The sequence below is a fragment of the Brevundimonas sp. EAKA genome, from assembly GCF_000698025.1.
Classification (GTDB): Bacteria; Pseudomonadota; Alphaproteobacteria; order Caulobacterales; family Caulobacteraceae; genus Brevundimonas; species Brevundimonas mediterranea_A.
Window position 1 is genome coordinate 1 of record NZ_JMQR01000098.1, and the last position, 11,436, is coordinate 11,436.

At 68.0% G+C, this 11,436-nt stretch carries 12 protein-coding genes and 1 tRNA gene; 10 read left to right on the forward strand and 3 right to left on the reverse strand.

What is annotated here, in order from left to right; genetic code table 11:
• Positions 1–48 precede the first annotated feature (48 nt).
• From ER13_RS12855 to ER13_RS12865, 3 genes are all read left to right on the forward strand, one after another.
• On the forward strand, positions 49–1,068 hold the full coding sequence (locus tag ER13_RS12855; protein WP_035309805.1) for a fumarylacetoacetate hydrolase family protein: 1,020 nt from the start codon (positions 49–51) through the stop codon (positions 1,066–1,068).
• 49 nt (positions 1,069–1,117) lie between these two features.
• Positions 1,118–1,627, forward strand: coding sequence for a CcdC protein domain-containing protein (locus ER13_RS12860; protein ID WP_035309818.1), 510 nt, complete (start codon positions 1,118–1,120; stop codon positions 1,625–1,627).
• Positions 1,628–1,775: 148 nt separating this feature from the next.
• Positions 1,776–1,860, forward strand: a tRNA-Leu gene (locus ER13_RS12865).
• 202 nt (positions 1,861–2,062) lie between these two features.
• On the opposite strand, the gene ER13_RS12870 is transcribed toward ER13_RS12865, so the two are convergent.
• Together ER13_RS12870 and ER13_RS12875 are read right to left on the reverse strand one after the other, a co-directional pair.
• On the reverse strand, positions 2,063–2,914 hold the full coding sequence (locus ER13_RS12870; RefSeq protein ID WP_035309820.1) for an alpha/beta hydrolase: 852 nt from the start codon (positions 2,912–2,914) through the stop codon (positions 2,063–2,065).
• 63 nt (positions 2,915–2,977) lie between these two features.
• Positions 2,978–5,014, reverse strand: a complete 2,037-nt coding sequence (locus ER13_RS12875) for an AsmA family protein (RefSeq protein WP_230307726.1) — start codon at positions 5,012–5,014, stop codon at positions 2,978–2,980.
• 198 nt (positions 5,015–5,212) lie between these two features.
• Between ER13_RS12875 and ER13_RS12880 the strand changes: the two genes are divergently transcribed.
• Positions 5,213–5,527, forward strand: coding sequence for a hypothetical protein (locus tag ER13_RS12880; protein ID WP_008264222.1), 315 nt, complete (start codon positions 5,213–5,215; stop codon positions 5,525–5,527).
• A 58-nt stretch (positions 5,528–5,585) separates the two neighbouring features.
• Here ER13_RS12880 and ER13_RS12885 read toward each other — a convergent pair whose 3' ends face one another.
• Positions 5,586–7,709 (reverse strand): S9 family peptidase, encoded by a 2,124-nt coding sequence (locus tag ER13_RS12885; protein ID WP_035309807.1) that lies wholly within the window; start codon positions 7,707–7,709, stop codon positions 5,586–5,588.
• 111 nt (positions 7,710–7,820) lie between these two features.
• On the opposite strand from ER13_RS12885, the gene ER13_RS12890 reads away from it, so the two are divergent.
• From ER13_RS12890 to ER13_RS12915, 6 genes are all read left to right on the forward strand, one after another.
• On the forward strand, positions 7,821–8,066 hold the full coding sequence (locus ER13_RS12890) for a type II toxin-antitoxin system Phd/YefM family antitoxin (RefSeq protein WP_035309809.1): 246 nt from the start codon (positions 7,821–7,823) through the stop codon (positions 8,064–8,066).
• Complete coding sequence (locus ER13_RS12895; protein ID WP_035309811.1) at positions 8,063–8,449, forward strand: type II toxin-antitoxin system VapC family toxin; 387 nt, start codon at positions 8,063–8,065, stop codon at positions 8,447–8,449. Before ER13_RS12890 ends, ER13_RS12895 begins: the two co-directional genes overlap by 4 nt.
• Positions 8,450–8,489: 40 nt before the next feature.
• A complete protein-coding gene (locus tag ER13_RS12900; RefSeq protein ID WP_035309813.1) occupies positions 8,490–9,344 on the forward strand; it encodes a GNAT family N-acetyltransferase in 855 nt (284 codons plus the stop codon).
• Positions 9,341–9,799: a tRNA (adenosine(37)-N6)-threonylcarbamoyltransferase complex ATPase subunit type 1 TsaE gene (gene tsaE / locus ER13_RS12905; RefSeq protein ID WP_035309814.1), complete on the forward strand. Its 459-nt coding sequence runs from the start codon at positions 9,341–9,343 to the stop codon at positions 9,797–9,799. The genes ER13_RS12900 and tsaE overlap by 4 nt, the downstream gene beginning before the upstream one ends.
• The gene (amgK, locus tag ER13_RS12910) at positions 9,786–10,883 is read left to right on the forward strand and encodes an N-acetylmuramate/N-acetylglucosamine kinase AmgK (protein ID WP_035309816.1); all 1,098 of its coding nucleotides are present in this window, start codon (positions 9,786–9,788) and stop codon (positions 10,881–10,883) included. The genes tsaE and amgK overlap by 14 nt, the downstream gene beginning before the upstream one ends.
• On the forward strand, positions 10,880–11,436 hold a 557-nt coding region (locus ER13_RS12915; protein ID WP_035309824.1), incomplete at its 3' end, for a nucleotidyltransferase family protein. The genes amgK and ER13_RS12915, both read left to right, overlap by 4 nt.

An 11,436-nucleotide genomic window follows, 5' to 3' on the forward strand; every position in this document is an offset into this window, starting at 1 on the left:
GACCGCCCCTCTGTTCCCCCCGGCGCGAAATCGGTCTAGGCCTTGGGCATGAAACTCGCCTCGCTCAAGCACGGCCGCGACGGCCGCCTCGTGGTCGTCTCGCAGGACCTGCACTGGTTCACCGACGCCTTCCTGATCGCCCCCACCCTCCAGGCCGCGCTGGACGACTGGGACCGCTGCGGCCCCCGGCTCCACGCCCTGGCCGAGAGCCTCGAGCACGAGGCCGTGCCGCGCGGCCGCTTCCACGAACGCGACGCCGCCTCCCCCCTGCCCCGCGCCTATCAGTGGGCCGACGGCTCGGCCTATGTGAACCATGTCGAACTGGTCCGCCGGGCGCGCGGGGCCGAAATGCCCGCCAGCTTCTGGACCGATCCCCTGATGTACCAGGGCGGCTCCGACGGCTTCCTGGCGCCGCGCGACCCCATCCCGCTCGCCGACCCCGCCTGGGGCTGCGACCTGGAGGCCGAGATCGTGGTGGTCGTCGGCGACGTGCCCCAGGGCGTGACGCGGGAAGAGGCCCTGGCCGCCATCCGCCTGGTCGGCCTGGTCAACGACGTCTCCCTGCGCAACCTGATCCCGGCCGAACTGGCCAAGGGCTTCGGCTTCGTCCAGTCCAAGCCCGCCAGCGCCCTCTCGCCCGTCTTCGTGACGCCGGATGCGCTGGGCGACCGCTTCAGGGACGGCAAGCTGCACGGCGAACTGACCGTCCAGTTGAACGGCCAGCCCTTCGGCCGCGCCGACGCGGGCGTGGACATGACCTTCGACTTCGGGACCCTGATCGCCCATCTGGCCAAGACCCGCTCGCTGTCGGCCGGGACGATCATCGGTTCAGGCACGGTCTCCAACCGCGACGCCGACGGCGGCCCCGGCAAGCCGGTCGCCGAGGGCGGCCTGGGCTATTCCTGCATCGCCGAGGTCCGCACGGTCGAGACGATCCTGCGCGGCGCCGCCGAGACCCCCTTCCTGGCCCATGGCGACACGGTCCGGATCGAGATGATGGACGACCAGCATCGTTCGATCTTCGGGGCCATCGAGCAGACGGTGGAGCCGCTTCCGCGCGACGCCTGACCACGCCAGATTGACCGATGTCGGCCTCGGGGGAGGCCTGGAGGACGACATGCCGCCCGAGAAACTCATACCGCTGCTGGTCTTCCCGGCCGTGTTGGTCCTGGTGCTGCTGAAGAACCGGCGCAAGCGGCCGTTGAAGCCGCAGTTCCTGTGGATCATGCCCGCCATTGTCGTGCCCCTCATCGGGCTCGGCATCTGGGGCTCGACCTATAGTCCTCGCGCCGTCCACGCGCCGTTCGGCCCTGGCGCCTGGGCCGTGCTGGCCGGCTGGTATCGCGGCAAGACCGTCACCATAGAGAAGGAGCCGGACGGTTCGCTGATGGCCCAGGCTTCGCCGCTGGGCCTGATCCTGCTGGTCGTGCTGTTCGCGGGCCGCGCCGGCCTGCGCGACCTGATCGAAACCCACGCCGCCGACTGGCGCCTGAACGCCATGGCCGTCACCGACGCCTTCCTGGTCTTCGCCATGGGACTGATCGTCCTGCAGCGGGTCGAGATGTACATCCGCGCCCGACGGGTGCTGGCCGGCGGGACCGACAGCCATGTGGAGGTGGCGGCCTGATCGGGGCCCATCATTGCAACGATCCCGAAATCCGCCTGCGGCGCTCAGGCTGCGCCCCGCACAGGACGGCCGTCCGCGTAAACTTCATGATGCGGTGAAGACCCTCTGGACCCGGCTCATGCCCTTGTGGCATGAGACCGGCTCCGCTGCGGGCGTGGTGGAATTGGTAGACGCGCTGGACTCAAAATCCAGTTCCGAAAGGAGTGCCGGTTCGACCCCGGCCGCCCGCACCATCCTTCCTGTCGGTGTGTCTTCCCGCCGCCATATGGCGCGGAAACGAAGACGGCCCGCCCCGGAGCCAGCAGGTTCGGCACGCGTGGGCGCCGGAGCCAGACAGGTTCGGAACGGGCCGTGAATGATCGGTACGAATACTAAAATCCGACCAGCCGACATATTGGCATTAAGTCGCATTCTTGAAAAGTCCCCGCTCGGCGATCAGCCCAGTTCGCGGTGGAAGAAGCCGGACACATCGGCCAGAATCGTCGCCTTCTTGCGGAACAGGGGCGAGAAGGTCGCGATCAGGTCGGCGTGGTCCAGACCAGGATAGAGCTTCGCCTCGGACCGACCGCCGACCGCTTTCATTCTCTGGTCCAGAATGGTCGTGTCCTCGGCATGGACCACGACGTCGGCCGTGCCGTGACCCAGCCAGATCGGCGGCGCGTCGGGGCGCACGAAGGTGACGGGCTGGGTCAGGGTCGGATCGGGGGCGCGGCCGAAGGCGTTGCGGGACGCCCCCACGTCGAACGGCAGGAAATCATAGGGCCCCGCCAGACCTGCCGCCGCCCTGATCAGTCCAGGGCGGTCGACCGCCTGCATATAGCGGCGGTCCAGACTGATCATCAGGGCCAGATGGGCGCCGGCCGAATGGCCCAACACCCCCAGCCGTTCCGGATCGCCGCCATAGGCTGCGGCGACATCCGCCGCCTTGGCCGTGGCGACGGCGGCGTCTTCGATGAAGGCGGGAAAGACCACCTGGGGCACGACGCGGTAATCGGGCAGGGCCACGACGAACCCCTGGGCGGCCAGGGCCTGGGCCGCCCAGCCATAGAGGTCGCGCGACCCTGAATCCCAGCCGCCGCCGTAGAAGAAGACGAGGACCGGATAGGTCCCCGGCGCGGTCGGGGCGTACAGGTCCAGCCTCTGGCGGGGATCGTCGCCATAGGCGATGTCGCGCGCCACCCGTCGCACGCCCCCGTCCCTCGGCCCCAGACTGTTGAGCAGGCCCAGGGGTGAACAGGCGGCCGCCATCAGGCCCGCAATGGGCGCAAGAAGGCCCCGCCGGGTCATGCGATACAATCCATGGCATCCATTACGTCATCGCCCCTCGTTCGGCCCTGACCCTTCGCAGATTTATCGCGCCCCGGCGATCAGCCGGCCGCAGTTCGCATCCTCGGCCAGGCCCGGATCGACGAAGGCGAACAGGGCCGTGACCGGCGCCACCACCGCGCTCAGAAGACCGGCGACCCCGCCCTGGCCGACCAGGGCGCGGACATCGACGCCGACCTGGGGGGCGGTCAAGGCCCCCTTGACCGTGATGGGCGCCCAGACCCGCAGCAGGCGCGGCTTCTTGGATTCGCCATCCACACGCAGGTCCAGGGTTTCGGCCCCCAGGTCGATCGTGCCTGTGCCCTGGGCCAGAACCACATCCGTATCGATGACCAGGGTCTTGGCCGTCGCCGCCCCGCCCCGCACGTCGAAATCGGCGACGGCGCACCGGATCTGGGCCGTCGACTGGTCGCCGCGCAACAGTTTCAGCAGGCCGGCGCTGGCGTTGATGCCCAACAGTTCGGCGAAGGCCGACCGCATTTGACCGTCGGGCACCACCAGGCTGAGCGAGCCCTTGGACGCCGCTGCGAAATCATGGATCGAGGCGCCGGGTCCTTCCAGCCGCGCCCGGCCCAGAGCGCGCCCGGTCAGGGGCGCGGTTCCGTCGCGCGCAGGAATGATGGATTCCAGCGGATAGCCGGCCAGACGGAAATCGACGACGCTGTAGGGGATGTCGCGCGTCGCATTGATCCGGGCCGTGCCGTTCAGTTCGCCCCGATTGAAGTTGAAACTGACGGGATCGAGATCAAGGACGCCGTCCTTCAGTTCCGCGCCCAGGTTCACCGCCCGCACATCCAGGTCATTGGCCTTCACCGCGACCGCCCGATAGCTCAGGCTTCCGTCCATCGCCCGCAGGCGCTCGGTCTGCAGCGGCGCGTCGGGCAGCAGCTTGCCGCCGACGGCCACGGGCGCCTCGGTATTGGATCCCGCCGCATTCGTCACGGTCCGGGCGCCCAGGACGGCGGCCAGGTCGTCGATGTCGAGGCGGCGCGACGTCAGTTCCGCATCGACCCGCAACCGTTTCGCCGCATCGACCCGCACATCGCCGGACAGGTCCGAGGCCCCGACCCGGCCGTCGAAATCACTGAAGGTCCAGATATTCTCGTTCCGCTTCAACGCGCCCTTCAGCCGATAGGGCGGGGTGTTGGGCAGGGCGACCCCCGTCAGCAGATACAGGTCCGACAGGTCGCGCCCCTGCAAGCTCAGGGTGGCGTCGAACCGGCCCAGGTCGAACGGCCGGGTCACGGCCCCCTTGGCAGTCAGGCTGGAACCCGCGCCGCTGACGCTAGCCTCGAAGTCATAGGGTCGGTCACGACGGATATTGATGAAAGGGCCGCCCCGGACGCGGAGCGTCAGCGGCGAACCATTGACCTCGCCCTCGCCGTCCAGCACGAAACCGGCGTCGTCACCCTGCCCCTCGCGCGCATCGACCGTCGCCTCCAGTTTCAGACCGCGTCTCCGCTCGTCGAAGACCAGGCTGCCGTCGGTGATGACCAGCTGCTGGATGACCGGCAGTTTCATCCCCTCGCCCGTGTCGGGCTTTTCGGGGTTCAGGTCCCAGCTGTTGCGGCCGTCCTTGTCGGTGATCAGCACCAGCTGGGGGCGGGTGAAGCTGAGCAACGGCATTTCGATCTGGCCGGCGAACAGTTTGCGCAGCCGCACCGAGGCGCGGATTTCGTCCACATCGGCCGTATCGCGATCCCGCGCCCACTCCGGCCCGCCGATCTTGAGACCCCGCACCACCGCCGAAGGCGTCCAGCTGAACAGATGGACGTCCAGGTCGCCCTGAAGCGCAATGTCGCGATCATACGCCGCCGAGGCCCAGCGTCCGATGGGTCCGCGCACCATGTTCCAGTCGAACAGGATCAGAGCCAGAACCACCAGGCCGATCAGAAAAAGGCCGACGCCCCCTGCCCAGGCCTCGGCGCGACCGGGCCGTCGGACGGCGGCGTACACCGGGTCATTCCGCCGCACCCAATCGTGAAAGCTTCGCGCGCGAGCCACAGCCGGATCTATGCCCCTGCGACGCAGGTCCGACCACAATTCGTTCCACTTCAGCATCTTGGCCAAACAATCGGCTCCGTGAGCCAGACAGAACGCGCAAGTCGCGGTTTGGAGCCGCCCGGTCCCCTCCGACCTCTCCCGGCCTAAAATTTCGTCAGTTATGCGCTCAGTTGTCGCAAAAACTTTACAACGCGAAAATTCGGCGCATATTTCATCAGAGCCCTGATCTTAATTCAGGCCACAGGAGGATGCCCGATGACCCGCTCAATGACCCGATTTGCATCGCCCGCGCTGGTTCTCGCCGCCATTGCGGCGACCGCGACCCCCAGCCTGGCCGAGACGTCCAAGCCGCAGCGCGCCGAATCCCAACAGATCGTCATGATCTGCGCGACCGATGCGGCCACCCGTCGCGCCTACCAGCGCGAGTTCGGCGTTCAGCCGGTCTTCGTCAGCGCGCGCGAAACCTTGAACGCCCGCTCGAACGGCGAAACCTGGTCCACGCCGCGCTGCATGACGGCGCGCGAATACGCCCGTCTGAACCAACTGGCCGAGACCCGCGCAGGTCTCTAACGAAAAAGGGCGCGGCCTTGCGGCTGCGCCCTTCCTTCGTTTCTGCGGCGCCCCGGCCCTATTGGGCGGGGGTCAGATACTTGTTCAGCCAGCCGAACACCTCATTGTGCCATTGCAGGCTGTTGGCCGGCTTCAGCACCCAGTGGTTCTCGTTCGGGAAGACGATCAGGCGGCTGTCGATTCCCCGGCGCTGCAGCGCCGTATAGGTGGACAGGCCCTGGGCCGTCGGAATGCGGAAGTCGTGGTCGCCCTGCACCACCAGCATCGGCGTCTTCCAGTTCTCGACATGGTTGGCGGGGTTGAACTTCTGATAGCCTTCCGGCTTGTCCCACGGCGTGCCGCCGTATTCCCACTCGGTGAACCACAGCTCCTCGGTCGAATAGCCCATGCCGAAGGTGTCGAAGACGCCGTCGTGGTTGACCAGGCATTTGAACGCGTTCGACCAGTTGCCGGCGATCCAGTTGATCATATAGCCGCCGTATGAGGCGCCCAGGGCGCAGGCGTTGGAACCGTCCAGGAAGTCATACTTCTGCTGCGCGGCGGCCCAGCCCTTTTGCAGATCCTCCAGCGGCCGGTCGCCCCAGTGCTGGCTGATGGCGTCGGTGAAGGCCTGGCCGTAGCCGGTCGAGCCGTGGAAATCGATCATCACCACCGCATAGCCTGCCCCGGCGTAGGTCTCGGGGTTCCAGCGATACGACCAGCCGTCCCCGAACGAGCCCTGGGGTCCGCCGTGGATCAGGAAGGCGACGGGGTACTTCTTCCCTTCCTCATAGCCGACCGGCTTGATGACGTAGCCGTGCACCGTCTCGTTGTTCCAGCCGGGGAAGCTGAACTGCTCGTATTCGCCGAAGGCCTTGGCGTCGAAGGCCGGGTTGGCCTGGGTCAGGCGACGCGGCATTTCACGACCCAGATAGGTCTTGAAATACAGATCGCTGGGCGACTTCAGGCTGTCCTGGGCGAAAACGAAGCCCGACGGCGTCTGCTGGAAGGCCGAGACGTGGCCGGGGCCGGTGACCGGGGTGACGACGCCGTTGCGCGTGTCCACGGCGAACAGCCTGGTCGAACCCACGTCGCCGGCGGTCGTGTACAGGGTCTGGCCGTCGCGCGACCATTGCAGGGTGTCGGCCGAACGGTCCCAGTTCGACGCGATCTCGCGCTTCTGGCCGCTCTGAACATCCATCAACACGATCTGATAGCGATCAGCCTCGAAACCGGGCCGCGCCATCGCGCGATAGGCCAGGGTGCGGCCGTCCGGCGAAAACACCGGCCCCGCGTCCCAGGCCGGATTGTCCTGGGTCAGGTTGGTGAAGGTCCTGTCGCCGGTCAGGCCGTTGGTCTTCCACAGGTCGAAATTGGTGCTCCACGGCTCGGTCTTGCCGGCCAGGCGCGCCGAGAAGACGATGGAGTCGCCCGCAGGGGTGAAGACGAAATCGCTCTCGTCGCCGAACGGCTTGGACGGGGTGTCCCCGTCAAACCCCTTGGTCACCCAGGCCGGAGTTCCGGTCGCCTGACCGTTGCGACCGATCGACTGGACGAACAGATGGTTCTGGGTGTGGTCGTTCCACGTATCCCAGTGGCGGACGAACATCCGGTCATAGACCTGGCCGGTTGTTTTCCGCTCGGCCATGGCCTTGCCCATCTCGACCGAGGCGTCCAGATCGGCCGCGTCCGGATAGACGGCCAGGGACACGGCCACCTTGTCGCCCGAGGGGCTGATCCGATAGGCGTTCACGTCCAGCGGCAGATTGGTCACCTGCACCGGCGTCGCCGTGGGCGAGGCCACGCGCCAGACCTGGCTGGCGCCCGACTTGCCCGACAGGAAATACAGATTGCCGTCCCCGCCCCAGCGGGCGGTGTTGGCGCCCTGGTCCGAGATAGCCAGTCGGCGCGGCGCCACGTCCGGCGTCTCCAGATCCAGCATCCACAGGCTGCCGGCGCGGCGGTTGGCCTCTACATCCGTCGTCGTCACCGAATAGACGACGTAGCGCCCGTCCGGCGACACCTGCGGATCCCCCAGCCGGTTGGCCGTGATCATATCCTTATAGGTGAAGGCGTCAGGCGTCGCGGGCGCAGCCGGAACCGGCGCGGGCGGAACCTGGGCCAGGGCCGGAGCGGCGCTCATCAGGGCGCCCGACAAGGCAATTCCCGCGCAGGCGGCGGACAAGAGAGAACGGTGGCGCATGGGGCATTCCTCGCAAAACTTGCAGCGGCGAGGCGTAGCACCACCGTTCGCCGGGCGAAAGTTGCTGACAGCTCAGAAGTTAGCTAAGTTACTTGGACCAAGGAGCGCGACATGACCACTGTCACCGTCCACCACGCCAAGACCCATCTCTCCAAACTGATCGCCGCCGCCGAACGCGGCGAAGAGGTCGTCATTGCGCGCGGCGACAAGCCCGCAGTACGGATTGTGCCCTTCCAGCCGGCGGCCAAGCCCGAGCGCAAGCCGGGTCGGCTGAAGGGCCTCGTCGCCATGGATGATCGTTTCTTCGACCCCCTGCCGGAAGACGAACTGCGTCTGTGGGAGGGCCGAGGCGAATGAGGCTGCTGCTCGACACCCACGCCCTCATCTGGTGGATGTCGGGGGAAGCGGGGCTAAGTCGGGCCGCCGAGGCCGCCATACGCGACGGCGACGTCCATGTCTTCGTCAGCGCTGTATCAGCCTATGAGATTGCCCTGAAACACGGCATGGGCCGACTGCCCAGGGCTGGGCTGCTGGCCGAACGGTTCGAGGCCGAGGTCGATCTCGAAGGTTTTGACATCCTGCCGATCACCGCCCGCGAGGCGTCCCACGCCGGCCGGCTGGACCATACGCACCGCGACCCGTTCGACCGGCTGCTGATCGCCCAGGGCCTGATCAACAACCTGACGCTCGTCTCCAATGAACAGGTGTTCGACAGCTTCGGCGTGGCGCGCCTCTGGTAGGCTTGCTCCCTTTCGCCGAACCGGCGACAAGCGGACGTCCATGAATTCCGCCGCCCTTCCCGTCCGCCGCTCGCCCCATATCGTCGATGTCCTCATCGCCGAGCGCGCCCCGCGTCTGACCGCCTCTCCCTTCTGGCCGGTCGTGCGGCCGGCCCTGTATTCCGTGCTGAACTACAGGGCGGCGGTGCGGATGGCCGACGCCATCCAGAACCTGTCAGGCGCCGAAACCCTGGACTATGTCTCGGACCTGCTGGACCTGAAGGTCTCCACCGCCCATCTGGACCGTTTGCCCGCGACCGGCCGGTGCGTCGTGGTCGCCAATCATCCCACCGGCATCGCCGACGGGGTGGCGGTCTATGACGCCGTCCGACAGCGCCGCCCCGACGCCATCTTCTTCGCCAACGCCGACGCCCTGCGCGTCTCGCCGCGACTGGCCGAGACAGTGATCCCCGTCGAATGGGTTCACGACAAGCGCACCCGCGAAAAGACCCGCGCCACCCTGAACGCCGCCAAGGAGGCCTTCGAGGCCGAACGCTGCGTCGTCATGTTCCCCGCCGGCCGTCTGGCCCGCGAGCAGAACGGCGTCCTGACCGATCCCGAATGGGCGCCCACCGCCGCCTCCCTGGCGCGCAAATATGGCGCTCCGGTCATTCCCATGCACGTGACCGGCCCTTACAGCCGGCTGTTCCACCTGTTCGACAAGATCTCGCAGGAACTGCGCGACGTGACCCTGTTCCACGAACTGCTGAACAAGGCGGGCAAGCCCTTCGGCGTCGTGGTCGGTCAGCCGATCCCGCCCGAACGCCTGGACGTGGACGCCGTCAAGGCCACCCTGGCCCTGAAACAGTTCACCGAACGGACCCTGGCCGCCGATCCTGACGCGGTGTTCCCATGAAGATCGAACTTCCCGACGCCGAGGCCACTACTCGTCTGGGCCACGCCATCGCCCCTCTTCTCGCGCCGGGCGACAGCCTGCTGCTGTACGGGCCGCTGGGCATGGGCAAGTCGACCCTGGCGCGCGGCCTGATCCGCGCCCTGACCACGCCGGACGAGGACGTGCCCAGCCCGACCTTCACCCTGGTACAGTTCTACGAGTCCGACCCGCCCGTCGCCCATTTCGACCTCTATCGCCTGACCCGGCCGGAAGAGGCCTTCGAGATCGGCCTGGACGAGGCCCTGGACGAGGGCTGCGCCGTCATCGAATGGCCCGAGCGGCTGGGCGAGGCGCCGGAACGGTTCCTGGGGCCCGACCGGCTGGCCATCGAAATTTCCGAACACGGCGACGGCCGTGTTGCGACCGTTTCCGGCGCAGGCCGGTGGGAAGACCTGATCGACCATGTCCGTTTCTGACCGCGAACAGCTTCGCCTCGACTTCCTGAAGGGCGCCGGCCTGGCCGAGGCGGCGCGCGCGCCCCTGCCCGGCGACGCCTCGACGCGGCGCTACGAGCGGCTGACCACGCCGGGCGGCGCCAGCCTGATGCTGATGGACCAGGCGCCCGCCGCCGAAAGCCCGCCCGCCGACCCATCCTGGACGCCGCAACAGCGCCAGGCCGCCGGCTGGAACGCCGTCGCCCGCCTGTCCGCCGGCCGGATAGAGGCCTTCGCCGCCGTGGCCGCCCATCTGAAGTCGCTGGGCCTGTCCGCCCCTGAAATCCCGGCCCTGGACGCCCCGAACGGCCTGGCCGTGCTGGAAGATTTCGGCGACGCCCTGTTCGCCCGCGTCATCGAGGACGGCGCCGACGAGACGCCGCTGTATCTGACCGCTATCGAGGCCCTGGCGGCCCTGCACGAGGCCGGGAGCCCGCCGCAGACCCTGCACGGCCCCGGCGGCGACTGGCCCTTGCTGACCTATGACGAGACGGCGCTTCAGGGCGGGGCCGACCTGTTCGTCGAATGGCTGCCCCGTCTGGACGACCGCGTCGCCTTCGACGCCGCCGCCGTGACGGCGTGGCGCGAGGCCTGGGCGCCCCTGGTCGCCTCGGGCGCGGGCGGGGCCTCGGTCATGGCCCACCGCGACTATCACGCCGAGAACCTGATCTGGCTGCCCGAGCGCCAGGGCCCCGCCCGCGTCGGCATGATCGACTTCCAGGACGCGGTGCGCGCCCACCCCTCCTGGGACCTGCACTCCCTGCTTCAGGACGCCCGCCGCGACGTGTCGCCGGCGCTGGAAGCCGAGGCCCTGGACCGCTATTTCGCCCTGCGGCCCCAGGTGGACCGCGCCGCCTTCATGGCCGACTACGCCGGACTGGCCGCCCTGAACGAGGCGCGGATTATCGGTATCTTCGCCCGGCTGATCGCCCGCGACGGCAAGCCCCGCTACCGTCAGTTCCTGCCGCGCATGTGGCGGCATCTGAACGCCAATCTCGAACAGCCGGCCCTGGCGCCCGTCGCCCGCTGGTTTGACCGCCACGTCCCAGCCGAGGTGCGCGCATGACCGCTCCCAAGACCGCAATGGTGCTGGCCGCCGGCCTGGGCACCCGGATGCGCCCCCTGACCGACGACCGGCCCAAGGCCCTGGTCGAGGTCGGCGGCCGCGCCCTGATCGACCATGTGCTGGATCGGCTGGCGGACGCCGGGGTCGAGACAGCAGTGGTCAATGTCCACTGGTTCGCCGACCGCCTGGAAGCCTATCTGGCCGCACGCGGACGCGGCCCACGGATCGTCATCTCCGACGAGCGAGCCGAATTGCTGGAGACCGGCGGCGGCCTGAAAAAGGCCCACCCCCTGCTGGGCGACGATCCTGTCTTCGTCGCCAATATCGACAGCGTCTGGATCGACCGAGGCGACGCCTTGGCCGACCTCGTCCGCCTGTGGAACCCCGAGAAAATGGACGCCGCCCTGCTGCTGGCCCGCCGCGAGGGCTCCATCGGCTTCGAAGGCGACGGCGACTTCTTCTTGGCCGAGGATGGGAGATTGACATTCCGCGGCGACGCCCCGTCCGCCCCCTTCGCCTATATGGGCGTCCACATCACCCACCCCGGATACGC

Bases quoted from the DNA above. Each gene is read 5' to 3' on its own strand.
- tsaE (WP_035309814.1), top strand. From the start codon at position 9,341: ATGAAGATCGAACTTCCCGACGCCGAGGCCACTACTCGTCTGGGCCAC.
- ER13_RS12875 (WP_230307726.1), bottom strand. From the start codon at position 5,014: ATGCTGAAGTGGAACGAATTGTGGTCGGACCTGCGTCGCAGGGGCATA.
- amgK (WP_035309816.1), top strand. From the start codon at position 9,786: ATGTCCGTTTCTGACCGCGAACAGCTTCGCCTCGACTTCCTGAAGGGC.
- ER13_RS12895 (WP_035309811.1), top strand. From the start codon at position 8,063: ATGAGGCTGCTGCTCGACACCCACGCCCTCATCTGGTGGATGTCGGGG.
- ER13_RS12890 (WP_035309809.1), top strand. From the start codon at position 7,821: ATGACCACTGTCACCGTCCACCACGCCAAGACCCATCTCTCCAAACTG.
- ER13_RS12870 (WP_035309820.1), bottom strand. From the start codon at position 2,914: ATGACCCGGCGGGGCCTTCTTGCGCCCATTGCGGGCCTGATGGCGGCC.
- ER13_RS12900 (WP_035309813.1), top strand. From the start codon at position 8,490: ATGAATTCCGCCGCCCTTCCCGTCCGCCGCTCGCCCCATATCGTCGAT.
- ER13_RS12855 (WP_035309805.1), top strand. From the start codon at position 49: ATGAAACTCGCCTCGCTCAAGCACGGCCGCGACGGCCGCCTCGTGGTC.
- ER13_RS12885 (WP_035309807.1), bottom strand. From the start codon at position 7,709: ATGCGCCACCGTTCTCTCTTGTCCGCCGCCTGCGCGGGAATTGCCTTG.
- ER13_RS12860 (WP_035309818.1), top strand. From the start codon at position 1,118: ATGCCGCCCGAGAAACTCATACCGCTGCTGGTCTTCCCGGCCGTGTTG.
- ER13_RS12880 (WP_008264222.1), top strand. From the start codon at position 5,213: ATGACCCGCTCAATGACCCGATTTGCATCGCCCGCGCTGGTTCTCGCC.